This is a genomic window from Streptomyces sp. LaPpAH-108 (assembly GCF_000373625.1).
GTDB lineage: Bacteria > Actinomycetota > Actinomycetes > Streptomycetales > Streptomycetaceae > Streptomyces.
In genome coordinates this window covers 974,802-1,000,219 of the sequence record NZ_KB891987.1, presented here as the reverse complement: position 1 = coordinate 1,000,219, position 25,418 = coordinate 974,802, and the positions used below count along the sequence as shown (strand labels likewise).

The 25,418-nt window shown below is 72.2% G+C and carries 18 protein-coding genes; 7 read left to right on the top strand and 11 right to left on the bottom strand.

The annotated features are described in order from the left end of the window. Nucleotides 1-22: 22 nt before the first annotated feature. Nucleotides 23-934 (bottom strand): MerR family transcriptional regulator, encoded by a 912-nt coding sequence (locus B079_RS0104575; protein ID WP_018544601.1) that lies wholly within the window; start codon nt 932-934, stop codon nt 23-25. Between the two features lie 66 nt (nt 935-1,000). Between B079_RS0104575 and B079_RS0104570 the strand changes: the two genes are divergently transcribed. Next, a complete protein-coding gene (locus B079_RS0104570) occupies nt 1,001-1,612 on the top strand; it encodes a DUF6461 domain-containing protein (RefSeq protein WP_018544600.1) in 612 nt (203 codons plus the stop codon). 15 nt (nt 1,613-1,627) lie between these two features. On the opposite strand, the gene B079_RS0104565 is transcribed toward B079_RS0104570, so the two are convergent. The 4 genes from B079_RS0104565 to B079_RS0104550 form a co-directional block, all read right to left on the bottom strand. Then, nucleotides 1,628-2,236 (bottom strand): ATP-binding protein, encoded by a 609-nt coding sequence (locus B079_RS0104565; RefSeq protein ID WP_078495828.1) that lies wholly within the window; start codon nt 2,234-2,236, stop codon nt 1,628-1,630. Between the two features lie 210 nt (nt 2,237-2,446). After that, a complete protein-coding gene (locus tag B079_RS0104560) occupies nt 2,447-3,214 on the bottom strand; it encodes an enoyl-CoA hydratase/isomerase family protein (protein WP_018544598.1) in 768 nt (255 codons plus the stop codon). A gap of 78 nt (nt 3,215-3,292) precedes the next feature. After that, nucleotides 3,293-4,531, bottom strand: a complete 1,239-nt coding sequence (locus tag B079_RS0104555; protein WP_199779858.1) for a L,D-transpeptidase — start codon at nt 4,529-4,531, stop codon at nt 3,293-3,295. Between the two features lie 169 nt (nt 4,532-4,700). After that, nucleotides 4,701-5,933: a L,D-transpeptidase gene (locus B079_RS0104550; RefSeq protein WP_026248350.1), complete on the bottom strand. Its 1,233-nt coding sequence runs from the start codon at nt 5,931-5,933 to the stop codon at nt 4,701-4,703. A 269-nt stretch (nt 5,934-6,202) separates the two neighbouring features. On the opposite strand from B079_RS0104550, the gene glgX reads away from it, so the two are divergent. Further along, complete coding sequence (gene glgX, locus B079_RS0104545; protein ID WP_026248349.1) at nt 6,203-8,452, top strand: glycogen debranching protein GlgX; 2,250 nt, start codon at nt 6,203-6,205, stop codon at nt 8,450-8,452. 19 nt (nt 8,453-8,471) lie between these two features. On the opposite strand, the gene B079_RS0104540 is transcribed toward glgX, so the two are convergent. From B079_RS0104540 to B079_RS0104525, 4 genes are read right to left on the bottom strand one after another with little or no spacing between them, the layout of a single operon-like run. Then, a complete protein-coding gene (locus B079_RS0104540) occupies nt 8,472-9,131 on the bottom strand; it encodes a response regulator (protein WP_018544594.1) in 660 nt (219 codons plus the stop codon). Next, nucleotides 9,121-10,371 (bottom strand): sensor histidine kinase, encoded by a 1,251-nt coding sequence (locus B079_RS0104535; protein WP_078495857.1) that lies wholly within the window; start codon nt 10,369-10,371, stop codon nt 9,121-9,123. The genes B079_RS0104540 and B079_RS0104535 overlap by 11 nt, the downstream gene beginning before the upstream one ends. 43 nt (nt 10,372-10,414) lie before the next feature. Next, the gene (locus tag B079_RS0104530) at nt 10,415-11,164 is read right to left on the bottom strand and encodes an ABC transporter permease (RefSeq protein ID WP_018544592.1); all 750 of its coding nucleotides are present in this window, start codon (nt 11,162-11,164) and stop codon (nt 10,415-10,417) included. Continuing rightward, on the bottom strand, nt 11,161-12,069 hold the full coding sequence (locus B079_RS0104525; RefSeq protein ID WP_018544591.1) for an ABC transporter ATP-binding protein: 909 nt from the start codon (nt 12,067-12,069) through the stop codon (nt 11,161-11,163). Before B079_RS0104525 ends, B079_RS0104530 begins: the two co-directional genes overlap by 4 nt. Nucleotides 12,070-12,264: 195 nt before the next feature. Between B079_RS0104525 and B079_RS0104520 the strand changes: the two genes are divergently transcribed. The 5 genes from B079_RS0104520 to B079_RS0104500 all read left to right on the top strand — a co-directional run bounded on the left by B079_RS0104520 (nt 12,265) and on the right by B079_RS0104500 (nt 20,873). Further along, nucleotides 12,265-14,100 (top strand): ABC transporter ATP-binding protein, encoded by a 1,836-nt coding sequence (locus tag B079_RS0104520; protein WP_018544590.1) that lies wholly within the window; start codon nt 12,265-12,267, stop codon nt 14,098-14,100. After that, nucleotides 14,097-15,977: an ABC transporter ATP-binding protein gene (locus B079_RS0104515; RefSeq protein ID WP_018544589.1), complete on the top strand. Its 1,881-nt coding sequence runs from the start codon at nt 14,097-14,099 to the stop codon at nt 15,975-15,977. The genes B079_RS0104520 and B079_RS0104515 overlap by 4 nt, the downstream gene beginning before the upstream one ends. A 357-nt stretch (nt 15,978-16,334) precedes the next feature. After that, nucleotides 16,335-18,365, top strand: a complete 2,031-nt coding sequence (locus B079_RS0104510; protein ID WP_018544588.1) for a M4 family metallopeptidase — start codon at nt 16,335-16,337, stop codon at nt 18,363-18,365. 254 nt (nt 18,366-18,619) lie between these two features. Further along, nucleotides 18,620-20,281, top strand: coding sequence for a M4 family metallopeptidase (locus B079_RS0104505; protein ID WP_018544587.1), 1,662 nt, complete (start codon nt 18,620-18,622; stop codon nt 20,279-20,281). A gap of 70 nt (nt 20,282-20,351) precedes the next feature. Next, entirely contained in the window at nt 20,352-20,873 is a 522-nt protein-coding gene (locus tag B079_RS0104500; RefSeq protein ID WP_018544586.1) for a DUF1990 domain-containing protein, read from the top strand. A 3-nt stretch (nt 20,874-20,876) separates the two neighbouring features. Here the strand turns inward: B079_RS0104500 and B079_RS0104495 are convergent, their stop codons facing one another. Both B079_RS0104495 and B079_RS0104485 read right to left on the bottom strand, forming a co-directional pair. After that, nucleotides 20,877-21,083 (bottom strand): hypothetical protein, encoded by a 207-nt coding sequence (locus tag B079_RS0104495; protein ID WP_026248347.1) that lies wholly within the window; start codon nt 21,081-21,083, stop codon nt 20,877-20,879. Nucleotides 21,084-21,476: 393 nt separating this feature from the next. Continuing rightward, nucleotides 21,477-24,095: a glycosyltransferase family 1 protein gene (locus B079_RS0104485; protein WP_018544583.1), complete on the bottom strand. Its 2,619-nt coding sequence runs from the start codon at nt 24,093-24,095 to the stop codon at nt 21,477-21,479. Nucleotides 24,096-25,418: the final 1,323 nt, after the last annotated feature.

The following is a 25,418-nucleotide window of genomic DNA, read 5'->3' as shown; positions in this document are numbered from 1 at the left end:
CGGCATACTGACGCTGGTCAGATTAACCGTCCGTACGCGCCCGCAGTGCGGCGACCACCCACCCGAAGTCCTCCTCGTGGTCGAAGACGGGCGTTCCCTTGAGGACGCCGAGGAGCCTTCGGTAGCGCGCGAGCCGGGGATTGTGGGTGGCGAGCATCCGCTCCAGCACGGTGTCCCGGTCGGTGTCGCCCAGGAGTTCCCGAAGCACCCGTTCCGCCTCGGGGGACGCCGGGTCGATGCCCTTCTCCCGTGCCCCGCCCGCGAGTTGGACCAGTCGACGGGCGAACCACATGGCGGCCCCTGGCGGCGCGCCCTGCCCCCGGTCGGCCGCGTTGAACTCCGCCGCCCGCCGCATCTGTGCCCGGAACTCCGGGTCCTGCACCAGCTCCGCCAACTCCACCCAGGCGTCCACCTGTTCGGGGGTGGGATCGTCCGGCAGACTCATCGCGCTGTCCCGCATCCGGGTGCGGATCTCCGGGTCCGCCGCATCGAGGCCGTGGAACATCTCCTCCACGAACTCCTCCATGATCCGCCGCCGTTCGGCCGCCGACAGCCGGGCCAGTCTGTTCATCAGGGTCGTCTCCTCCGCGCTCGAACCACGTCTCGCCACGGACGACAGCACCGCACGGGTCACCTTCAGCGACCTGATCTGGGCGTCCAGCGCCACCACATGGGCGGCGGCGACCTCGGCCACCGTCCGCTCCCCGGCCAGCACCTGCCGCACGTCCGCGAGCCCGAGCCCCAGTTCGCGCAGGGTACGGATCAGCTCCAGCCGGGCCACCGAGGCGGCGTCGTAGAGCCGGTAGCCACCCGCGGAACGGCCCACCGGCGGAAGCGCGCCCTCGTCGGACCAGTACCGGATGGTGCGGACGGTCAGACCCGTGGCCCGAGCCAGATCGCCGATGGTGAGAAAGCCTGCGCCATCGTCGTTCACGGAACCGAGTCTGAGACCTCCAGCGGCTGGAGACTCAAGCCCGGAGCCGTGCGGCAGGATGCGGACATGACGAATCGCGGTCTGCGCTGGCTGATGGAGTCCGAGTGGCAGTACAGCGTCACCTTCGCCCGCGGGATCACACCGAACGAACTGTCCGTCCGGCTCGGCGCCCCACCGGACGGCACGAAACCGCTCGCGACGGCCCGGGAAGCCGCCGGGCTCCTCACCGACGCGGACGTCGGTGTCGTACGGACAGGTGAGGCCCAGGGGTGGGCCTTCGCCGCCGAGTACGGGGAAGCCGCCGGGACCAGGCACGACGTCCTCAGAAGGGTTTCGCGCGGCGGTGTCGAGGCGGTGAATCTCGACCCCCAGCCGTTCCACCCGCCTCCCGTCTTCTCGTACGCCGCCGACGGCGAGTTGCTGTGCTCGTTCGGCCTCGGCGAGGAACAAAGGCGCTGGGGCTCCCGGCCCGATCTTCTCCTGGCGGAGCTGGAAGCGGCGGGCATCATTCTTCCGACGGGCGATTGCCTCACGGTGAGCGGTGCGCGGCACGGCCTGCGGATCGCCCTGTCGCTGGGCGTGATCGAGAGGCGTTTCGGGATGTCGTTGCCGCGCGATCCGCTGGAGAACGGCAGGCTGCCGCTGGCCGTGGTCGGCGGAGAGCCTTCCTTCCCCTGAGCGGCGAGGAACGGTTCAGCGGTCTGCCAGGCGCATTTCGAACCAGGTCGTCTTGCCGCGCGGGAGGAGGTCCACGCCCCAGCGGTCGGAGAGTTTGTCGACCAGGAAGAGGCCGCGCCCGCTGGTGTCCATCTCGCGGACCGGGAGGAGACAGGGGAGGCCGCGGGAGGGGTCGCGGACCTCGATGCGGATCGAGCCGCGGCGGCGGCGCATCCGGAGTCCGAAGACGCGGGCGCCGGTGTGACGTACGGCGTTGCCCACGAGTTCGGAGACGAGTAAGACCGTGTCCTCGGTCATCTTGGGGCTCAGCCCCCACTGCCGCAGCACGACGACCTGGACGAGCCGGCGCGCGGTGGCGGCGGACTCGGGGCGGGACGGCAGCCTGACCTCCGCCTCGACCGGATTGCCGAACAGTTCCAGCGCCTTGAGCGCCCGTTCGTCCTCGACCGCGGGCGACCAGCGCGCCGCGGCAGCACGACTGTGTCCCCGTGGCTGTTCGATGCCCTCCAGCCCCGCCATGCCCCCATGATGGCCGTCATCGAGCGCCTCCGGGGGCGTTCCGGTGGAATACGCCCCCTGTACGCCCCTGTCGCGCTCCATGCGCTCGGCATATGCCAATGGCACGACAGGCTCGGCGGAGGCCCCTCCGGCCTGCGGAGACGGCTCGGTTCCGGGCAAGCGAACAGCTCCCCTCGACGAGGCAGGCTTAAGGTGGAGTTAAGGCTCCCATAAACCGGTCCGCCGAGGGGGCCGAATCAGACGACGCGTCAATTGCAAGGGCCTACCGGGTACTTGACCAGGAAATCCGGCCCTGCCGAACGCTTGGCCCACGGCTCAGAGGAACTTGGCCTTGCCCGGCCCCTCCTCCACGAAGCTGCGCATCCCCCGCTCGCGGTCCTCGGTGGCGAACAGCCCGGCGAACCAGTTCCGTTCCATCGCGAGCCCGCTGTCGAGATCGGTCTCCAGACCGGTGTCGATCGACTCCTTGGCCGCGCGCAGCGCGACGGCCGGGCCCTGGGCGAGCCTGGCGGCCCAGGCACGGGCCTGCTCGTACACCTCGGCGGCCGGGACGACCCGGTCCACCAGGCCGAGGGAAAGCGCCTCGTCCGCCTTCACCATGCGGCCGGTGAAGATGAGGTCCTTCGCCTTGGACGGCCCGATCAGCCGGGGCAGCCGCTGGGTGCCGCCCGCGCCCGGGATGAGGCCGAGCAGGATCTCGGGCTGGCCGAGCTTGGCGTCGGCGGCGGCGATGCGGTAGTCGGCGCACAGGGCCAGCTCGCAGCCGCCGCCGAGCGCGTACCCGGTGACGGCGGCGACGACGGGCTTGGGGATGCGGGCGACGGCGGTGAAGGCGTCCTGGAGGGCGCGGGCCCGGCGGACCATGCCCAGATGGTCCATGGCCTGCATCTCCTTGATGTCCGCACCGGCGGCGAACACCCGCTCCCCGCCGTAGAGGACCACGGCGCGCACGTCGTCGCGGCGCGCGGCCTCCTCGGCGAGTTCCTTCAGCCGGTCCTGGGTGGCGATGTCCAGCGCGTTCATCGGCGGCCGGTCGAGGCGCAGCGTGCCGACGCCCTCGGAGACTTCGAGATTCACGGTCATGCGCAGCAGGTTAACGCCCGCTAACGACGAGGGGCCCGGTGCCGTTTCTCACAGCACCGGGCCCCTCGTCGCGAGGTTCTACTTCTTCCAGTCCGCCCAGCTCATGTTCCAGCCGTTGAGGCCGTTGTCCGGGGCGACCGTGCGGTCGTGGGAGTGCTTGACGACGACCACGTCACCGACCATGGAGTGGTTGAAGAACCAGGCCGCCGGGACGCCCTTGTCATAGCCGCCCTTGACGTCGCGCAGACCCACGCAGCCGTGGCTGGCGTTGTAGTTGCCGAAGGCGCCGCCGCCCCAGTAGTTGCCGTGGATGAAGGTGCCCGAGTCGGTGAGGCGGATGGCGTGCGGCACGTCCTTGATGTCGTACTCGCCGCCGTAGCCCACGGTCTCGCCGTTCATGCGGGTCACGCTGAGCTTCTCGGTCATGACCATCTGGCCGTTCCAGGTGTCGTACCCGGGCTTGCCGGTGGTGACCGGGATGGTCCGTATGGTCTTGCCGTCCTGCGTGACCTTCATGGTGTGCTTGCTCGCGTCCACGTACGAGACCTGGTTGCGGCCTATCGTGAACTTCACCGTCTTGTGCTGCTTGCCGTAGACCCCGTCGCGGCCCTCGACGCCGTCCAGATCGAGGTCGACGGTGACCTTGGTGCCGGACTTCCAGTACTGCTTGGGGCGGAAGTCGATGCGGTCGTTGCCGAACCAGTGGCCCTCGACGTCGACGGCCGGTTCGGTCTTGATCCGTATGGCCTTCTCGACGGCCGCCGGGTCGGTGATGCCCCGGGTGAAGCGGACCGAGAACGGCATCCCGACGCCGACCGTGGAGCCGTCCTCGGGAGTGAAGTAGCCGACGAAGGTGTTCTTCGGCGTCAGCGTGGTGAAGGAGGAGTCCTCGGCGGCCTCGCGGCCCCGGGAGTCCTCGGCGACCGCGTGCACCGTGTACTTGGTGCTCGCGGCCAGATGGGCCGACGGGGTCCAGGTGGCTCCCCCGTCGGACAGCTTGCCGTCGACCTCGGTGCCCTTGGCGTCCTTGACGACGACCTTGGTCAGCCGCCCCTTGGCGACCTCGACCTTCAGGGCCCCGCTGGTGTTCACGCTCTTCGCCCCGGACCTGGGCGAAATGCTGACGGCCGCGGCCGACTGCTTCTCCTGCTGAGCGGCCGAAGCGCCGCCCTTTCCGTCCTTGGACCCGCTCCCGGCGTCGCCTCCCCCGCCGCACGCGGCGAGCGACAGCACCAGCGCCCCCGCCATGAGCGCGAGTCCGCTACGACCTTTGCGCCGGCTCCCCGCCGAAGCCCCCGATATCGGCCGCACGTTCAAGTCGGTCTCCCCTCCGTGGCCTGGCTCGAACAGGCCCGCACACCCCGGCGCGTCCCGCGCACACCAGGGATGTTAGCCGCCGGGTTCCGGCCTGGACGCCCGCCCCATGTCACCGTTCCGTCGCAACTTCAACCAGTGCCCCCGCACCGGAACCCCGCAGCTCACACGGTCACTTGAGCACGCTGCCCGCCTTCCACTGGTTCCATGCCATGTTCCACCCTCCGAGCCCGTTGTCCGGGGCGACGGTTTTGTCCTTGCTGTGGACGATCTCGATGACGTCGCCGACGAGGCTGCGGTCGAAGAACCAGCCCGCCGGGGTGTCCGCGCCGCCGCCCTTGACGTCCCTGAGGCCCACACAGCCGTGGCTGACGTTGGTCTCGCCGGGGGCGTCGGGCGACCAGTAGTTGCCGTGCAGGAAGGTGCCGGAGTCGGTGAGCTTCATGGCGTGCGGCACGTCGGGGATGTCGTACTCGCCGCCGAAGCCGACGGTGCCGCCGTTCATGCGGGTCACCTCCAGCATGTCCATCACGACCATCTTGCCGTTGTAGGTGGGCGTCTTCGGGGCGCCCGCGGTGATGGGCACGGTGGCGAGGAGGGCGCCGTCGCGGCGGACCTGCATGGTGTGCGCGGCGGCGTCCACCGTGGAGACCTGGCTGCGGCCGACGGTGAAGGTGACGGTCTTGTGCTGGAGGCCGTAGACGCCGGGGGCGCCCTGGACGTCGCGCAGGTCGATGCCGACGGTGACCTCGGTGCCCGGCTTCCAGTACTTCTCGGGGCGGAAGTCCAGGCGGTTCTTGCCGAACCAGTGCGGACGGATCTCGACGGCGGGCTCGGCGGTGACGCGCACCGCGCGTTCGACGGCGGCGCGGTCGGCGATCTCCCGGCTGAAGGAGAGGGAGACGATCATGCCGGTGCCGACGGTGGAGCGGTTCTCGGGGGTGACGTAGGCGATGAAGCGCTCGTCGGGGACGTAGGTGGTGAAGGTGGTGTGCCGGGCCGAGCGGCGGCCCTCGCCGTCGACCGCCACCACGTCCAGGGTGTAGCGGGCGGCGAGCGCGAGCTGTTTCTCGTCGGGCTCCCAGGTGCGGCCGTCCGCGCTGATCTTCCCGGTGACCGGGGTGTCCCGGGCGTCCTGCGAACGAGTGGCGGTGACCTTCTCCAGCTTCCCGTCGGGCACCCGCACGCGCAGCCGCTCGGCCGGGCGCACGCCCGTGCCGCCGTCGCGCGGGGTGACACGGATGACGTCCTCGGGGGCCGGGGATCTGCCCGGGGGCCCGCCGATGCCCAGCGGGCCGGAGCCGTCGGCGGTGCAGCCGGCGGCCCCGGCCACCAGTCCCGCCCAGGTCAGTGCAGTGGCCAGTGCGGCCAGCGCGCGCCGCGCGCGTCCTTGTAGATGCCTCACACCGGACATAACGACCAAGCCCGTCCCGGGGGCACGTGAGTGCGACGCCAGGGCTGGGCAGAACAGTGGGGAGGACGACAGGAAGGGTGCCCCGCCGGGGCCGGTGCGACCGGCCCCGGCGGGGCACCCGCAGCCCGCTGTGGAGCCGTCGGGCGCAGTCGCACCGGGCGGTCCTGCCGCGCCCCGGGGTCGGACGCCCCGGGATGCGGCGGGCCGCCCGGTACGGCCGTGCGCGCCCCGGGACCGAGCCGTGAAAGAGGGGCCGACTGGTGACGAGCGCAGCCGAGCGGCGGGCGCGGGCCGGACAGCCGCCCGCACAGGGCGTCCCGGTGACCGCCGTGGTCCGCGAGGGCCATCGCGCGGCGGTACCGGGCCCGCCCGTGTGGCCGGGGTCGTCGACCCCGCTGGGGGCCCGGTTCCGCACCGGCCCCGACGGGATGGCGGGCACCAACTTCGCGCTGTGGGCGGGCGGGGCGGAGGCGGTCCGGCTGTGTCTGTTCGACGAGCGGGGCCGCGAGACACAGGTGCGGCTGACCGAGCTGACGCACGAGATCTGGCACGGCTTCGTGCCGGGCGTGCTGCAGGGCACCCGCTACGGCTACCGGGTGGAGGGCCGCTGGGACGCCTGGACCGGCGCCCGCTGGAACCCGGCGAAGCTGCTGCTCGACCCGTACGCCCGCGCGGTGGACGGGGAGTTCACCCTGCCGCCGGAGGTGTACGGCCATGTCCGGGACTGGCCGGACCAGCGGGTCGCGGACACCGTGCGCGACGAGCGGGACTCGGCGCCCTTCGTGCCCAAGGGCGTGGTGGTCCACGATGACGACGACTGGTCCGACGACCGCCGCCCGAAGACCCCGTGGGCGGACTCGGTCATCTACGAGCTGCACGTCAAGGGCTTCACCAAACTGCACCCGGGCGTCCCCGAGGAGCTGCGCGGCACCTACGCCGGGCTCGCGCACCCCGCCGCGATCGAGCACCTGACCAAACTGGGCGTCACAGCAGTGGAGTTGCTGCCGGTCCACCAGTTCGCGCACGAGGACCATCTGCTGCGCCGGGACCTGACCAACTACTGGGGCTACAACTCGATCGGCTACTTCGCCCCGCACGCCGCCTACTCCGCCTCCGGTACGGCCGGACAGCAGGTCGGCGAGTTCAAGCGCATGGTGCGCGCGCTGCACGCGGCCGGGATCGAGGTGATCCTCGACGTGGTCTACAACCACACGGCCGAAGCAGGCGAGTTGGGCCCCACGCTGTCCCTGAAGGGCATCGACAACCGGGGCTACTACCGCCTCCAGCAGGACGCGCGCCGGTACGCGGACTACACCGGCTGCGGCAACACCCTGCATGTGGTCCGTCCCCAGGTGCTGCGGCTGATCACGGACTCGCTGCGCTACTGGGTCACCGAGATGGGCGTGGACGGCTTCCGCTTCGACCTCGCCGCGGCCCTGGCCCGCTCCATGCACGACGTGGACATGCTCTCGCCGTTCCTCGCGGTCATCGCGCAGGACCCGGTGCTGCGCCGGGTCAAGCTGATCGCGGAGCCGTGGGACATCGGCTCGGGCGGCTACCAGGTGGGCGCCTTTCCGCCGCTGTGGACCGAGTGGAACGACCGCTACCGCGACACCGTGCGCGACTTCTGGCGCCACGCGCTGCCGGACGTACGGGAGATGGGCTACCGGCTCTCCGGCTCCAGCGATCTCTACGCCTGGGGCGGGCGCCGCCCGTACGCCTCGGTCGACTTCATCACCGCGCACGACGGGTTCACCCTGCGCGACCTGGTGTCGTACGAGCACAAGCACAACGAGGCCAACGGCGAGGACAACCGCGACGGCACCCATGACAACCGCTCCTGGAACTGCGGGGCCGAGGGTGAGACGGCGGACGAGGGCGTACGGGCCCTGCGCAGGCGGCAGTTGCGGAATCTGCTGACCACGCTGCTGCTGTCCACGGGGGTGCCGATGCTGGTCGCCGGGGACGAGTTCGGGCGCACGCAGGGCGGCAACAACAACGCCTACTGCCAGGACAACGCGACCAGTTGGGTGGACTGGTCGCTGCTGGAGGACCCGGAGTGGCGCCCGCTGTCCGACCTCACCGCGCGGCTGATCGCCCTGCGCCACCGGCACCCGGTGCTGCGCCGCAGCGCCTTCTTCTCCGGGCGCGCGCACTCGGCGGACGGGCTGCGGGATCTGGCCTGGTTCACCGCGCGGGGCCGGGAGATGACGGAGGGCGACTGGTACGCCCCGGCGGCCACGCTCGGCATGTATCTGTCCGGCCGGGACATCCCGGGGCGCGACGAGCGGGGCGCCCCGGTCGTGGACGACAGCTTCCTCGCCGTGCTGCACGCGGGCGGGGAACCGGTGGGCTTCGCCCTGCCGGGGGCGCCGTGGGCGCGGTCGTACGAGGTGGTGGTCGACACCTCGCTGGAGGAGCAGACCGGTGAGCCGGGGGCGGTGCATCCGGCGGGGACGGAGATCACGCTTGCGGCGCGGTCGGTGCTGCTGCTGCGGGTGGTGAGCTGAACCCGGCTGTTTCTCAGGCTTATTGGGCGGTCGGGCGGCCGAGAATGCCCCGCTCGTACGCCGTCGCCACCGCCGCCGCGCGGTCCTTGACGCCCAGCTTGGTGTACAGGTGGGTGAGGTGGGTCTTCACGGTCGCCTCGCTGATGAACAGCTCGCGGGCGATCTCCCGGTTGGAGGTGCCCCGGGCGACCAGGGCGAGGACTTCGCGCTCGCGTGCGGACAGCGGTTCCTTGCCGGGGGCGGCGGGCGCGCGAACGGCCGAGACGAGGCGGGAGGCGACGGCCGGGGAGAGCACGGTGCGGCCCTCGGCGGCGGCGCGGACGCCGGTGAACAGCTCGTCGCGCGGGGCGTCCTTGAGGAGGTAGCCGGTGGCGCCCGCCTCGATGGCCGGGAGGGTGTCGGAGTCGGTGTCGTAGGTGGTGAGGACGAGCACCTTGGCGCGGGCGCCGCGCCGGGTCAGCTCGCGGATGGCGTCGACGCCCGAGCCGCCGGGCATGCGCAGGTCCATCAGCACCACGTCCGGGTCCAGGGCGGCGACCCGCTCGACCGCCTCGACGCCGTCGGCCGCCTCGCCGAGGACGGTGAAGCCGGGGGCGGAGGCGAACATGGCGCTCAGGCCGTCGCGTACGACGGGGTGGTCGTCCACGACGAGCAGGGTGATCGGGGTGTCAGCGGTCATCGCGCACCAACGGTACGCGAGCCGAGACGGCCGTGCCGTGGCCCGGTTCGGACTCGACGGTGAGGGTGCCCGCGATGCGCTCGGCGCGGGCCCGCATCCCGTCCAGGCCGAAGCCTCCGGCGCGGGTGCGGGGCGCGGCGGCGGCCGGGTCGAAGCCGGTGCCGTCGTCGCGGATGTCGAGGACGACCTCGTCGCCCATGAAGGAGAGGGTGGCGCCCAGGCGGTGGGCACGGGCGTGCCGGGCCGCGTTGGACAGGGCCTCCTGGGCGATGCGCAGCAGGGTGGCCGCGACCTCCTCGTGGAGCTGTTCGGCGGTGCCGGTGACGGTGAACTCGGCGCGGACCCCGGTGCGCTCGCCCCACTCGGTGACCGTCTTCTTCAGCGCCTCGGGGAGCCCGTCGGCGGCGAGGGCGACGGGGGCGAGGTTGTGCACCGAGCGGCGGGCCTCGCCGAGGCTGTGCCGGGCGAGTGCGGAGGCGCGCTCCAGATGGGTGCGGGCGGTGGCCAGGTCGGTGGCGTTGGCGACGACCTGGAGCTGGGCGATGATGCCGGTCAGGCCCTGCGCGATGGTGTCGTGGATCTCCGCGGCAAGCCTGCGCCGCTCGTCCGCGACCCCCGCTTCCCGGGCTTGGACGAGGAGCTGGGCGTGAAGGGCCGCGTTCTCGTCGAGCGCCTGCTGCAACGCGGTGTTGGTGCGCTCCAGTTCGGCGATGGTCCCGGCCTGTTCGCGGGCGCGGGCCTCCTCCTGCTCGTTGAACCGGGTGAAGAGGGCGACCATGCCGATGTTGACCCCGAACACCACCACGAAGCCCAGCCAGAGCACGGGCCCTCGGGGCGGCATCCCGCCGATCTCGCTGCCCGCCATGGTGACGGCGGTCAGGCACAGGCCGGGCATCATCAGCCGGCGCGGCAGCTGGCGGGCGCCGTTGTAGTAGCCGGTGACGGCGTAGAAGGCGAAGAACGGGTTGAGCCAGGTCAGGACGAACCCGTTGGCCCAGCGCACGAAGTAGAAGGCCGCCCCGGCCGGGCTCGGCCCCGGCCGGTCGCGGACCACGCGGCCCCAGGCCAGCTGCAGGGCCACGGCGAACACCACCAGTACGGCGGAGACGTACAGCTCGCCCCGGTCCATGCCGACGAGCCGGGCCGATCCGGCCGCCGTCAGCGCCCCGGCGGCGAGCAGCGCGTAGGGGCCCCAGCTGTCGAAGAAGGCCCGTCGTTCGCGGCCCGCCGTGTGCGTCATCCCCTCAGTGTCGGCCACGGCCGTGTCGGTGCCGGGCACGGGCTCACTCCCAGCGGAACCAGCGGGCCGCCGCCGCGGTGAGCAGGACGGTCCAGATCGCGAGCACGCCGAGGTGGTCCCAGCCGGGCCAGTGGCCGGTGGCGGCCTCGCCCAGGGCGCGGGCGGCGGCGCCGAAGGGGGTGAGCCCGACGATGCGCGCGAGGAGGTGCGGCATGGCCTGCACCGGCAGCCAGAGCCCGGCGCAGAACATCATCGGGAAGAACACCATGGTGCTGATCGCCCCGGCGATCTTCGTGGTGCCGGACAGCGCGGCGACGACCGAGCCGAGGGCGAGGGCGGCCAGGGCCGCGAGCGCGAGGGCGAGCAGATAGCCGAGGGGCTGCTCGGGCAGTCGTACGCCGAAGGCGATCCGGCCGACGGCGAGCGCGAGCAGCGCCGAGCACACGGCGGCGGCGCCCTGCACGGTCATCTGGGCGGTCAGCAGCGCGGCGGGGCGGACGGGGGTGGCGGACATGCGGCGCAGGATGCCGCGCTCGCGGTAGCCGGTGAGGGCCTGTGGCATCGCCTGGACTCCGGCCATGATGAGGGAGATGAGGACGGCGACGGGTACGTAGACATCGATCAGCCGCTGGCCGCCGAGTCCGTCGTCGCTCTCGCGGAAGGCGGGGATGGAGCCGAGGATCACCAGCAGCAGGGTGGGGAACAGCAGGATCCAGAAGACGGCGCCGGGTTCGCGGCGGAAGAGGCGGAACTCGGTGCGCAGCACCGCTGTATTGAGGAGGGCGGTGTTCATACGGCTGTCTCCTTGGTGAGGTCCAGGAACGCGTCGTCGAGGGTGGCGTCGACCACGCGCAGCTGGTGGGCGGTGACGCGGTGGCGGGCGAGCAGGGTGAGGACGGCGTCGACCGTCTCGTCGGTGCCGGAGAGCGTGATCCGGCCGTCCTTGTGCGCGACGGAGGCGAGGGCGGGCAGGCCCGCGAGGTCGGTGTCGTCCAGCGGGGCGGACGGGGTGAAGCTGATGACGGTCGCGCCCGCCGAGCGGCGGATCAGGCCGGCCGGGGTGTCGAGCGCGGCCACCCGGCCCTGGTCGATCACCGCGATGCGGTCGCACAGGCGCTGGGCCTCCTCCATGAAGTGGGTGACGAGCAGCACGGTGACCCCGCTCGCCCGGACCTCCTCGATGAGCTGCCAGGTGTCCCGGCGGGCGCGCGGATCGAGCCCGGTGGTCAGCTCGTCCAGGACGACGACGCGCGGGCTGCCGATCAGCGCGAGCGCGATGAACAGCCGCTGCTGCTGCCCGCCGGAGAGCTTGGCGAAGCGGGTGTTCAACCGGTCGGTCAGGCCCAGGCGTTCGGCCAGCGTCCGCCAGTCGGCCGGGGCCGGGTAGAAGGAGGCGTACAGCTCCAGGGCCTCGCGCACGGTGAGTTTGGGCTGCAGTTCGCTCTGCTGGAGCTGGGCGCCGAGGACCCGGGCGACCTCGGCGTGGTCGGCGACGGGGTCGAGGCCGGTGACGCGGACGCGGCCCGCGTCGGGGACGCGCAGCCCCTCCACGCACTCGACGGTGGTGGTCTTGCCCGCGCCGTTGGGGCCGAGGACGCCGAAGATCTCGCCCTCCTCGACGGTGAAGGAGATGCCGTCCACGACGGCACGGCCGCCGTAGGACTTGCGCAGGTCGGTGACTTCGATGACGGATGGCATGCTCCGAGGTTCGCGGGCGGAGGGTGCCTGCCGCATCGGCCGTCCCGCTCGAAGCGGCATCATCCGATCGGTTGATCCTGGGCTACGACCTCCGCGCGCTGTCGGGCGAAACCGCTGGTCGTAGGACCGGAGACGGAGGCGGGTCCGGCCAAAACTCGGTGGGCGAGGGCGGCGGGCGTCCGTACGCTCGCGAGGATGGCCACTCCACACACGCACCCCGAGGTCCGGCGCTCCACCGTGCGCACCCTGCTCCGGCTGTGGCCGTTCGTCCGGCCCGTGCGGGCCCGGCTGGGCGGCGCCGTCGTCGTGGCCGTCGTCGCCTCGTGCACCGGTCTGGTGATCCCGCTCGTGCTGAAGTGGATGGTGGACGGCCCGGTCGCCCGCCGTGACCCGGCGGGGGTGTGGCTCGGCGTGCTGTGGCTGCTGCTGCTCGGGATCGCCGAGGCGCTGCTGTTCGGGCTGCGCAGGTGGCTGGTGGCCCGGCCGCTGTCCCGGGTGGAGGCGGACCTGCGGGGCGCGCTCTACCGGCGCCTGCAGCGGCTGCCGGTGTCCTTCCACGACCGCTGGCCCTCGGGCCAGCTGCTCTCCCGGGGCACCGCCGACCTGATGCTGCTGCGGATGTTCCTCGCCTTCCCGCTGACGTTCCTGGTGGTCAACTCGGTGACGATCCTCGCCGGTGTGGTGATCATGCTGGTGCAGGACTGGACGCTGGGCCTGGTCGTCCTCGGGCCCGCCGTGCCGGTGCTGGTCAGCTGCGCGGTCGTGGAGCGGCGGTACGCGCTGGCCTCGCGGCGGGCCCAGGACCAGGTGGGCGATCTGACGACGCTGGTCGAGGAGAACGTGCTCGGCATCCGGGTGGTCAAGGGCTTCGGGCGCCATCACAGCCAGGCGCGCGCGTTCCGGGAGCTGGCGGTCCGGCTGCGCGGCACCGAGCTGCACAAGGCGCGGCTGCTCGCGGCGATCTGGGCGGTCATCATGACGCTGCCCGAGCTGGCGATCGGCGCGGCACTGGTCCTGGGCGTGCTGCGGGTGGCGGACGGCGACCTGTCGGCGGGCACGCTGGTCGCGTTCCTCAGCACGGCGCTGGCGCTGCGCTGGCCGGTGGAGTCCATCGGCTTCCTGCTGGCGATGACCCAGGAGGCGGCAACCGCGACGGAGCGGTACTTCGAGGTGATGGACGAGGCGCCGGAGGACGCGGGGGACGCGGCTGGTCCGCTCCCCCCGCGCGAGGACGAGGAGCCGGGCGGCCTGCGGTTCGAGGGCGTCGCCTTCCGCCACCCCGACGTGCCGCCCGGCTCCCCTCCCCTGCTGGCGGGCGTCGATCTGCACGTCCGGCGCGGTGAGTCGATGGCGCTGGTCGGGGCCATCGGCAGCGGCAAGACGACGCTCACCGCGCTCGTCCCGAGGCTGTACGAGGTGACGCGCGGCCGGATCACCCTGGACGGCGTCGACATCACCGCGATGTCCCGCGCGGAGCTGCGCGCCCGGGTCGCCGTCGCCTTCGAGGAGCCGACCCTGTTCTCCGCGAGCGTCGCCGAGAACGTGCTGATGGGCGCGGGGAAGGACGCGGACCGTACCGATCTGGACCGGGCGCTCGCGGTGGCCCGCGCCGACTTCGCGCACGAGCTGCCCGAGGGCCCCGACACCCGGGTCGGCGAGCAGGGGCTCAGCCTCTCCGGCGGCCAGCGGCAGCGGCTCGCGCTGGCCCGCGCGGTCGTCGGGCGCCCGGAGTTCCTGGTGCTGGACGACCCGCTGTCGGCGCTGGACGTGCACACGGAGGCGGCCGTCGAGGCGGCGCTGCGGGAGGTCCTCGCGGACACCACCGCGCTGATCGTGGCCCACCGCCCCTCCACCGTGCTGCTCGCGGACCGGGTCGCGCTGCTCTCCGGCGGCCGGATCACCGCCGTCGGCACGCACCGCGAACTGCTGCGCACGAACGCCGAGTACGCCCGGCTGATGGCGGGCGAGCCCACCCCTCACGAGCCCACTCCCCACGAGCCCATCCCCCACGCCCCGGAGGACCGCCGATGACGACGACCACGTCCGCCGCGCCCGACACGGGCGGCGACCTGCCGGAACCCGAGTCCGCCCCGCCCGCGCACACCCCGGACGGCGACCCCTTCGACCGTGACGTGCTGCCCGCCCCGGACGGCGCCACCGGCGCCCTGCTGCGCTCGCTCCTCGCCCCGATGAAGGGCCGCGTCGTCCTCGCGGTGCTACTGCTGCTGCTCCAGCAGGCCGCCGCGCAGACCGGGCCGCTGCTGGTGGCGTACGCCATCGACACCGCCGTACCCGCGCTCGGGCGGCACGACCACGGGCCGCTGCTCGCCGTCGCGGTGGGGTACGCGCTGTGCGCGCTGGGCTCCGGGGGTTTCCAGTTCGCGTTCGTGGAGGCGTCGGCGCGGGTCAACCAGGACGGGCTGCTGGATCTGCGCGGCCGTATCTTCCGGCACGCGCAGGCGCTGAGCGTCGACTTCCACGAGCGGTACACCTCGGGACGGCTGATCTCCCGCGCCACGGCGGACGTGGAGGCGCTGCGCGAACTCCTCGGCGAGGGCCTTCAGGAACTCGTGAGCGTGGTGCTGTCGTTCGTGTACATCGCGGCCCTGCTGCTGTGGCTGGATCTCGGCCTCGGCGCGGTCGCGGTGGCCTCGTTCGGACCGCTGTACGTGCTGGTGCGGATCTATCAGCGGCGCGCGGGGCGGGCGTACCGGGCGCGCTCGACGGCGATGGCCGCGGTGATCGTCAAGTTCGTGGAGACGATGAACGGCATCCGCCCGGTGCGCGCCTTCCGCCGGGAGGCCGCGAACGACGCCGACTTCGGTGTGCTGAACCGGAGTTACGAGCGGCGCAACGGCGACACCCTGCTGGAGATGGCCCGTTACGTGATCGGCTCCCGCCTGGTCGCCAACACCACGGTCGCGGCCATCGTGTTGTGGGGCGCCTACCGGGTGGCGACCGGCTCACTCGCGCTCGGTGTGCTCGCGGCGGCGGTGCTGTATCTGCGGCGGCTGTACGACCCCATCGACCGGCTCGGCATGTTCCTCAACTCCTATCAGGCGGCGGCTGCCTCCCTGGAGAAGATCGCCGGGCTGCTGGCCCAGACGCCCTCGGTACCGGAGCCGGAGTCGCCGCGTGAACTCCCGCCGGTGCGGGACGGGTTCACCGGTCGTGAGGTCGTCTTCGCGGGGGTCGGCTTCGCCTACCGCACCGGGGGCGAGGTGCTGCCCCGCTTCGACCTGACGATCCCGGCCGGGCAGACGGTGGCCGTGGTGGGCTCGACAGGCGCGGGCAAGTCCACCCTGGCCAAGCTGGTCGCCCGCTTCTACGACCCCTCCGGCGGGCGGGTGTCGCTCGACGGGGTGGACCTGCGCGAGCTGGCCGCGCTCGAACTGCGGGGCGCGGTCGTGATGGTGACCCAGGAGTCCTTCCTGTTCTCCGGCACGATCGCGGACAACATCGCCATCGGCCGCCCCGGTGCCGACCGCGCCGACATCGAGCGCGCGGCGAAGGCCATCGGCGCCCACGAGTTCATCAGCCGTCTCCCCGAGGGCTACGACACCGACGTCCGCAAGCGCGGAGGGCGCATTTCGGCCGGGCAGCGCCAACTGGTCTCCTTCGCGCGGGCGTTGCTGGCCGATCCGGCGGTCCTGATCCTGGACGAGGCGACCAGCTCGCTGGACATCCCCGGCGAGCGCGCGGTGCAGCGGGCGATGGCGACGGTCCTCGAGGGCCGCACCGCGGTGGTCATCGCCCACCGCCTCTCCACGGTCGAGATCGCGGACCGGGTCCTGGTGATGGAGCACGGCCGGATCGTCGAGGACGGCGAGCCGAAGGCCCTGATCGAGGGCACCGGCCGCTTCGCGGACCTGCACCGGGCCTGGCGGGAGAGCCTGGCACAGCGCTGAGCCGCGGGCGCGGCGACGACCGGGGGGCGCGGCACCGACCGGCAGGCACGGCGCTGAGCTGAGGACACGGCGCCCACCGACGGGCGCGGCCGGTCGGGCCGCGCCCACAGCTCAGCGCCACCCCCGCCGCGAAACCCATTCCGGCCAAGTTCTCGATGCGGTCATGACAGCCGTCCCGCTCGCCTGACAACCTTGTCGCACCGGCTCACAGCAGCCCCACAGCTCGCACGGCGCACCGTGTGGGCCGGTTCCCGCACGCGTACAGGTTCCGCGCACAGCCCTGTTCTGCCCGGGCGCTCGACCAACGTCCGGTCTCCCCTGGCCGCACGACCGGCGGCCACGCAGAAGGAGTCAGTGTTGAGCAGCAGTTCCTCCCGCAGACGTACCGCCCCCTCCCCCCGTCGCACCGCCGTCGTCGCCCTGGCCGGGGTCGCCGCCCTGCTGGCCGCCGCCGTCCAGTCGGGTGTCGCGAGCGCGGCCCCGGCCGCCCCGCACCCCGCCAAGGCCGACCCCGCGCACACGGCCGTACGGCTCACCCCCGCCCAGCGCACCGCGCTGATCCGGCACGCCGACACCGGCACGGCCGCCACGGCCCGTTCCCTCGGGCTCGGCGCCCAGGAGAAGCTGGTCGTCCGCGACGTCGTCAAGGACGGCGACGGCACCGTGCACACCCGCTACGAGCGCACCTACGCCGGACTCCCGGTGCTCGGCGGCGACTTGATCGTGGACACCGCGAAGTCCGGCGCCACGCGGCGCGTCATCCGGGCCACCGGCGCCGACCTGAAGGTCGCCGGGCTCACCCCGGCCGTCACGAAGGCCGCCGCCGAGAAGCAGGCCGTGGGCCGCGCCAGGACCCTCGGCGGCACCAAGTCCGCCGCGGACAGCGTGCGCAAGGTGATCTGGGCCGCCTCCGGCAAGCCGGTGCTCGCCTACGAGACGGTCGTCGGCGGCCTCCAGGACGACGGCACGCCCAACGAGCTGCACGTCATCACCGACGCGGCCACCGGCAAGAAGCTCTACGAGTACCAGGGCATCGAGACCGGCGTCGGCAACACCCAGTACAGCGGCCAGGTGCCGCTCACCACCACGCAGTCGGGCTCGGCGTTCACGCTCACCGACGGGGAGCGCGGCGGCCACAAGACGTACAACCTCAACCGGGGTTCCTCCGGCACCGGCACCCTGTTCTCCCAGTCCTCCGACACCTGGGGCAACGGCACGATCTCCGACGCGGCGACGGCGGGCGCGGACGCGCACTACGGGGCGGCGGTCACCTGGGACTTCTACAAGAACACGTTCGGCCGCAGCGGCATCAAGAACGACGGCGTGGGCGCCTATTCCCGTGTGCACTACGGGAACTCGTACATCAACGCCTTCTGGAGCGATTCCTGCTTCTGCATGACCTACGGCGACGGCGCGAACAACGCCGACCCGCTGACCGCCCTGGACGTGGCCGGTCACGAGATGAGCCACGGCGTCACCTCGAACACCGCGGGGCTCAACTACAGCGGTGAGTCGGGCGGGTTGAACGAGGCGACCTCCGACATCTTCGGCACGGGCGTGGAGTTCTACGCGGCCAACGCCTCGGACCCCGGTGACTACCTCATCGGCGAGAAGATCGACATCAACGGCGACGGCACCCCGCTGCGTTACCTGGACAAGCCGAGCAAGGACGGTGCGTCGAAGGACAGTTGGTACTCCGGTCTCGGCGGGATCGACGTGCACTACTCGTCGGGTCCGGCGAACCACTTCTTCTATCTGCTGAGCGAGGGCAGCGGCGCCAAGGTGATCGACGGCGTGAGCTACGACTCCCCCACCGCCGACGGCCTCCCGGTCACCGGCATCGGCCGGGACAAGGCGCTCCAGATCTGGTACCGGGCGCTGACCACCAAGTGGACCTCCACCACCAACTACAAGGCCGCCCGCACCGGCACCCTGGCCGCCGCCGGGGAGCTGTACGGCACGGACAGCGCGGAGTACACGGCGGTGCAGGACGCGTGGGCGGGCGTCGGGGTCGGCACCCGGCCCGGCGGCGAGACCGGCACGTCCTACGAGAGCACCACGCAGGTGCCGATCCCGGACAACGGGCCCGCCGTCACCTCGGCCATCACGGTCGCCGGGCGGGGCGGGAACGCGCCGGGCAACCTCCGGGTCACGGTGGACATCACCCACACCTGGCGCGGTGACCTGGTGATCGACCTGGTCGGCCCGTCGGGCACCTCGTACCGCCTGAAGGACACCAGCCCCTCCGACTCGGCGGACGACGTGGACGACACCTATGTGGTGGACGCCTCGGCCGAACCGGCCGACGGGACCTGGACGTTGAAGGTCCAGGACAAGGCGTCCCAGGACACCGGCCGGATCAACGGCTGGAAGGTGACCTTCCCGTAAACAGCGGCCGGGCCGTGGCCGACGGCCCGGTGAACCCGGTGCCGTCCGGGGTTTCCACGCCCCGGACGGCCCCTGTTCACACGGCCGCAACAACTATCGGACGCCTGTTTTCGGCCAACATCACCTCGGGGTCATGACATGTACGCGTCCGTGGTGCCACGCTTCCCCCACCCGCCGCAGCAGCACAGCAACTTCAGCCCCACCCCGGACGGTGACCCCACGCCGCCCGGACTCCCCCACGCGAAGGAGCTACTGTGAGCCCCCTCTACGCGCGTCACAAGCGCACCACCCTCGCCATCGCCACGGCCGTCGCCGCCGGTGCCCTCATCTCCACCGGACTGGCCACCAGCGCCAGCGCCGAGCCCACCTCGGCCGCCGCCGCCAAGCCCCTGGCCGGCGCCCCCACCCTCCTGTCGGCCTCGGCCCGCACGAGCCTCATCCAGCAGGCGCAGACCGACGCCCCCGAGACCGCGCAGCGGATAGGTCTCGGCGCCAAGGAGAAGCTGGTCGTCAGAGACGTCGTGAAGGACACGGACGGCACCGTCCACACCCGCTACGAGCGCACCTACGCGGGGCTGCCCGTGCTCGGCGGCGACCTCGTCGTCCACACCGCGGGGTCCGGCAAGGCCGAGGGCGTCACCCGGGCGACCAAGAGCACCATCAAGGTGGCCTCGCTCAAGCCGCAGATCACCGCCGCCAAGGCGGAGAAGCAGGCCGTCGGCGCCGCCAAGACGCTCGGCTCCGCCCAGTCCGCGGCCGACGGCGCCCGCAAGGTGATCTGGGCGGGCTCCGGCAAGCCCGTGCTCGCCTACGAGACGGTCGTGGGCGGTCTCCAGGACGACGGCACCCCCAACCAGCTGCACGTCATCACGGACGCGGCCACCGGCAAGAAGCTCTTCGAGTACCAGGGCATCGAGAACGCGACCGGCACCGGCAAGACCCTCTACTCCGGCACCGTCAGCCTCACCACCTCGCTGTCGGGCTCGACGTACTCGCTGACCGACGCCTCCCGGGGCAACCACAAGACGTACAACCTGAAGCACACCACCAGCTCCGGCACCGGCACCCTGTTCACCAACACCACCAACACATGGGGTACCGGCACGGCCTCCAGCTCCACCACCGACGAGACGGCCGCCGCCGACGCGGCCTACGGCGCGCAGGAGACCTGGGACTTCTACCAGAACACGTTCGGCCGCAGCGGCATCAAGAACAACGGCGTCGGCGCCTACTCCCGCGTCCACTACGGCAACTCGTACGTCAACGCGTTCTGGGACGACAGCTGCTTCTGCATGACCTACGGCGACGGCTCGGGCAACACCCACCCGCTGACCTCGCTGGACGTCGCGGGCCACGAGATGAGCCACGGCGTCACCGCCGCGACCGCGGGCCTCAACTACAGCGGTGAGTCCGGCGGCCTGAACGAGGCCACCTCCGACATCTTCGGCACCGGCGTGGAGTTCTACGCGGCCAACGCCTCGGACCCCGGTGACTACCTCATCGGCGAGAAGATCAACATCAACGGCGACGGCACCCCGCTGCGCTACATGGACAAGCCCAGCAAGGACGGCGGCTCCGCCGACTACTGGTCCTCCACGGTCGGCAACAAGGACGTGCACTACTCGTCCGGTGTCGCCAACCACTTCTTCTACCTGCTGTCCGAGGGCAGCGGCGCGAAGACGATCAACGGGGTGTCCTACAACTCCCCGACCTCCAACGGCTCCACGGTCACCGGCATCGGCCGCGCCAAGGCGCTGCAGATCTGGTACAAGGCGCTCACGACGTACTTCACGTCGACGACCAACTACAAGGCGGCCCGCACCGGCACGCTGAACGCGGCAACGGCCCTCTACGGCTCCGGCAGCGCCGAGTACAACGCGGTGGCGGCGGCCTGGTCGGCGGTCAACGTCAGCTAGTACAAGGCCACTTGAGTCAGGGCGCCCCCGGGAAGCAGCTCTTCCGGTGGGCGCCCTACTCTTGTGACCCATGTCCTCGGCGCCCTTCACGTACGAACCGGTCGGCGCGACGCGCGACGACCTCACCGTCTGCCCGCCCGGTTACCACCACCTCTACGTCCGCACCCGTATCGGCGAGGGCACACGGCTCTTCCACCGGGCCACCCAGGCACTGTTCACCTGGGAGCTGCACCGCGAGATGGGCATCGCCATGGACACCACCGCCGACCGCGCGGCCCCCGGCGTGGACGTCACGGTCGGCCTCGCGGGCCTGATCAAGGCCCCCTGCCAGGTCGTCTGGACGACCGACGAACCCCGCCGCGCGGGCTGGGCCTACGGCACCCTCCCCGGCCACCCCGAATGCGGCGAGGAGGCATTCGTCGTCTCCCGCACCGGCGACGGCACGGTCTGGCTCACCGTCGCCGCCTACAGCCGCCCCGCCAAGTGGTACGCCCACGCCGCGGGCCCCGCCGCCCGCGCCTTCCAGCACGCCTACGCCCGCCGCTGCGGCAAGACCCTCAAGCGGCTGTGCGCCGACGAGGACGAGGCGTAAGGGCTACATCCGCGCGGCCCTCCGACGGCTCTTCCACACCCGGCGCAGCCGGTCCCCGGCTTCCCCGATCGCCCCGAGGAACAGCCCGGAGAGCACACACCCGGCCAAGGACACGGGCCACCCGAGCGCCAGCCCCACCAGCCACAGCGCCACCCCGGCCGCCGACCACCAGACGACCACGGACAGCACGAGCCGCACGCCCCGGTTCACGCGCTCACCCCTCGGGTGCGCCAGCCGACGACGGCGACCAGGGCGAGCCCCAGGGGCAGCGCGGTGAGCGAGAACGCGACGAGGAAGATCCACTGCCAGGTCATGGGGTGCGCGGCTCCGAGGTGGGTGTGGTGGGGTCGGGGGAAAGGCGGGCGGCACGGCTCTCGCGGGCGGCCCTGCGTTCCCGGCGCCGCCCACCGAGTTCCGCGCCCACGGTGACCAGCAGCGCGGGCAACAGAACCTCACGGAGGGGGAGGGAGATCCCCAGCGGCTTGGCCGCCAGCCATGGGTCGCTCGCCCTCCCCCGGGGCCGCCGGTCGAACAGCGCACGGCAGCCGCCTGCTTGACGTGTTCTTTACACTCTAGCGGCGGCTGCCCTCCCTGCCCACCTCGTTACCGCAGCACCACTCCCGTCGTCTCCACCACGTCCTCCGGAGGAACCGTCACCAGCCCCGTCTCCGCCGCCGAGGCGAGAAGGCGGTGGGCCGGGAGGATACGGACCGTGTAGCCGAAGGGGCCGGTGCGGTCGAGGAAGAGCGGGCCCTCGTAGAGCCAGCGGCCCTCCAGGTCGGGGTTGCCCACCGGCTTCAGCGGGACCGCGCTCGCGTCCGTGATGCGGTCACCGGAGTCCACCCGCCCGGAGACCGCCTGCACCTCCACGTCGTCCGGGGTGAGATCGCCGAGGCCGACCCGGACCCGCAGTCCGACGCTCGTGCCCAGTTCGGCGGTGGCCGCCGGGGCGGTCGTCTCCACGTGGTCCACGCTGACCCCGGGCCAGGCGGCGCGCACCCGGGCCTTCCAGGCGGCCAGGTCCCGCGCGGTGTCCGGGTCCAGGGCGCGGTGGGCCTGGGCGGCGGGGGCGTAGAGCCGTTCCACGTACTCCCGGACCATGCGCCCGGCCAGCACCTTCGGGCCGAGCAGGGTGAGGGTCTGGCGGACCATCTCGATCCAGCGGTCGGGCAGCCCGCCCCGGCCCTGCTCGTAGAAGCGCGGGGTGACCCGCTGCTCCAGCAGCTCGTAGAGGGCCGCCGCCTCGATGTCGTCGCGCCGGTCGGGGTCGGTGGCCGCGCCGTCCGCCGTCGGGATGGCCCAGCCGAAGTCGGGCTGGAACCACTCGTCCCACCAGCCGTCCAGCACCGAGAGGTTGAGACAGCCGTTGAGCGCGGCCTTCATCCCGGAGGTGCCGCACGCCTCCAGCGGGCGCAGCGGGTTGTTCAGCCAGACGTCGCAGCCCGGGTAGAGCTTCTGCGCCATCCCCATGCCGTAGTCCGGCAGGAACACGATCCGGTGCCGTACCCGAGGATCGTCCGCGAACCGCACCAGCTCCTGCACCAGCCGCTTGCCGCCGTCGTCCGCCGGATGCGCCTTGCCCGCGACGACGATCTGGACCGGCCGCTCCGGGTGCAGCAGCAGCTCGGTCAGCCGCGCCTTGTCCCGCAGCATCAGGGTGAGCCGTTTGTACGACGGCACGCGCCGGGCGAAGCCGATGGTGAGCACGTCGGGGTCGAGCACCCCGTCGATCCAGCCCAGTTCGGCCCCGGCCGCGCCGCGCTGCCGCCAGGAGGCGCGCAGCCGGTCGCGCACCTCGAAGACGAGCTGTTCGCGCAGGGTGCGGCGCAGGTCCCAGATCTCCTGCGCGGAGATGTCGGCGACCGCGTCCCAGCGCTCGGAGCCGCCGGTGGCCAGCGCGTCCTCGGCCCGCTGCGCGCCGAGCTGGCGTACGCCGAGCCGCAGCACCTCGGGGGCCACCCAGGTCGGCCCGTGCACGCCGTTGGTGACCGAGGTGATCGGCACCTCCTCGGTGTCGAACCCGGGCCACAGCCCGGCGAACATCTCCCGGCTGACCTGACCGTGCAGCAGGGAGACCCCGTTGGCGCGCTGGGCCAGGCGCAGCCCCATCACGGCCATGTTGAACAGGTTCGGCTCGCCGCCGGGGTACGTCTCGGTGCCGAGCGCGAGAATCCGCCGTACGTCGAGACCGGGCAGCTCGCCGTCCGCCCCGAAGAACCGCGCGACCAGCTCCTGGGTGAAGCGGTCGATCCCGGCCGGGACGGGGGTGTGCGTGGTGAACACGGTGCCGGAGCGCACGGTCTCCAGCGCCGCGTCGAAGTCGAGCCCGCGCTCGCACAGCTCCGCGATCCGCTCCAGGCCGAGGAATCCGGCGTGGCCCTCGTTGGTGTGGAACACCTCGGGGCCGGGGTGGCCGGTCAGCCGGCAGTACGTCCGCACCGCCCGCACACCCCCTATGCCGAGCAGCATCTCCTGGAGCAGCCGGTGTTCGCTGCCGCCGCCGTAGAGCCGGTCGGTGACGCCGCGTTCGCCGAGGTCGTTCTCCTCCACGTCGGAGTCGAGCATCAGCAGTGGCACCCTGCCGACCTGGGCCACCCAGATCCGGGCGTGCAGGGCGCGTCCGCCGGGCAGCGCGAGCCGGACGCCCGCGGGGGTGCCGTCGGCCTCCTTGAGCAGGGTGACGGGCAGTTCGTTGGGGTCGAGCACCGGGTAGTGCTCCTGCTGCCAGCCGTCGCGGGAGAGGGTCTGGCGGAAGTAGCCGTGCCGGTAGAGCAGCCCGACCCCGATCAGCGGGACGCCGAGGTCGCTGGCCGCCTTGAGGTGGTCACCGGCGAGGATGCCGAGGCCGCCGGAGTACTGGGGCAGCGCGGCGGTGATGCCGAACTCGGGCGAGAAGTACGCGACGGCGGCGGGCAGCCCGTCGCCCTGATGCTGATACCAGCGGTCGCCGCTCACATAGTCCCCGAGGTCCCCGGCCACCGCCGCGAGACGGCGCAGGAACCGCCGGTCCTCGGCCAGCTCGGCGAGCCGCACGGGGCTCACCCGCCCCAGCAGCCGCACCGGGTCGCCTCCGGCCGCCGCCCAGTGCTCGGGGTCGACCGCCTGGAACAGATCGCGCGTTTCCACATGCCAGGACCAGCGCAGATTCCGCGCGAGATCGCTCAGCGGGCGCAGGGGTTCGGGGAGTACGGGACGGACGGTGAACCGACGGATGGCCTTCACTTTCCACCTCGGACGCGTCGCTAGGAGGGACGCACAGCGCTGTGCGTCCCGTCGTCATTCTCGACGGTAGTGGTTACCCGGGGGTCGGTGGGGACGCATCCGGGTGAAGCGGTCGGAACGTGGCGCAAACGGGGACCTGCCTTTACCCGGGGGCACCGGCGTCTTCCGGCCGAATGCGCGGGCGGCGCCGTCCGGTGGCCGTGTCTCCCGGTGCGCCTCGGGCAGGAGTCAACCCTGTTACGGCCAGGGCCAGTTGATGACCAGCTCTTGGGGAGTCAAGGCACGCCCGGCGGGAATGGGGGAAAGGGGCCGGTCTTGTACGTAGACATACGCGCGAGTAGTTAACAAAGTGCCGGATTGCCCACCCGAACCGGGTGGGAAGGCTCCTCCGGTACGACCCCACAGGCGCACCACAGCACCACCGCAGGACCCACCTCCCCATGTCCATCCGCCCATAGCCACATTGACGCGGACAGGAGCGGTCATGCCCGCCAAGCACCACACGCCGACGCCCAACCCCCCAGCCAGAAACCACCCGAGCCCCCCCGACCAGGCCCACCCGAAGCCGAAGCACACGGAGCCCGAACGAGGCGAGACCGACCACCCGGGCCAGAAGCGAGCCAAGCCCGGAGGGCCGGGGCCGGAGCGATCTGAGTCCGGAGGGCCGGGGTCGAAGCAAGCTGAGTCCGGAGGGCTGGGGTCGAAGCGAGTTGAAGCCGGACGACCGGGACCGGAGCAGGCCGAAGCAGGACGGCTAGGGCCAGAGCGAGCTGATGCCGGAGGGCCGGGACCGGAGCGGGCCGGAGCCGGACGGCCAGGGCCGGAGCGCGTCAAGCCCGGACGGCCTGGGTCCAAGCAAGTTGAGGCCGGACGCCCCGGACCGGAGCAGGCCGAAGCCGGAGGGCCGAGGTCGGAGCGCACCAAGCCCGGACGGCCAGGACCGGAGCGAGTTGAAGCCGGAGGGCCGGGACCGGAGCGGGCCGGAGCCGGACGGCCAGGGTCAGAGCGCGTCAAGCCCGGACGGCCGGGATCAGAGCAAGTTGAGGCCGGACGACCGGGACCAGAGCAGGCCGAAGCAGGAGGGCCAGGGGTGGAGCGGACCCGAACCGGACGCCCGGGGGCGGAGCGAGCCGATACCGGACGGCCGGAGAGGGAAGCCGCCCCAGCGGGGACGTCACGCGCCCGGCCTGCGCAGGCGGAGGCAACGCGAGCCAAGCCCGGACAGCTGGAGCCGGAGGCCACACAGACGGCGAGGACACCACGCACGCTGCCCGAGCGGCCGACGACGCAAGCCAAGCCTGGACAGCCCGCGCGGACGGACAC

What these genes read in the sequence shown, in the direction of transcription:
- B079_RS0104570 (WP_018544600.1), top strand. Translation starts at nt 1,001, where the DNA reads ATGACGAATCGCGGTCTGCGCTGGCTGATGGAGTCCGAGTGGCAGTAC.
- B079_RS0104560 (WP_018544598.1), bottom strand. Translation starts at nt 3,214, where the DNA reads ATGACCGTGAATCTCGAAGTCTCCGAGGGCGTCGGCACGCTGCGCCTC.
- B079_RS0104540 (WP_018544594.1), bottom strand. Translation starts at nt 9,131, where the DNA reads ATGACCGCTGACACCCCGATCACCCTGCTCGTCGTGGACGACCACCCC.
- B079_RS0104535 (WP_078495857.1), bottom strand. Translation starts at nt 10,371, where the DNA reads ATGACGCACACGGCGGGCCGCGAACGACGGGCCTTCTTCGACAGCTGG.
- B079_RS0104530 (WP_018544592.1), bottom strand. Translation starts at nt 11,164, where the DNA reads ATGAACACCGCCCTCCTCAATACAGCGGTGCTGCGCACCGAGTTCCGC.
- B079_RS0104525 (WP_018544591.1), bottom strand. Translation starts at nt 12,069, where the DNA reads ATGCCATCCGTCATCGAAGTCACCGACCTGCGCAAGTCCTACGGCGGC.
- B079_RS0104520 (WP_018544590.1), top strand. Translation starts at nt 12,265, where the DNA reads ATGGCCACTCCACACACGCACCCCGAGGTCCGGCGCTCCACCGTGCGC.
- B079_RS0104515 (WP_018544589.1), top strand. Translation starts at nt 14,097, where the DNA reads ATGACGACGACCACGTCCGCCGCGCCCGACACGGGCGGCGACCTGCCG.
- B079_RS0104500 (WP_018544586.1), top strand. Translation starts at nt 20,352, where the DNA reads ATGTCCTCGGCGCCCTTCACGTACGAACCGGTCGGCGCGACGCGCGAC.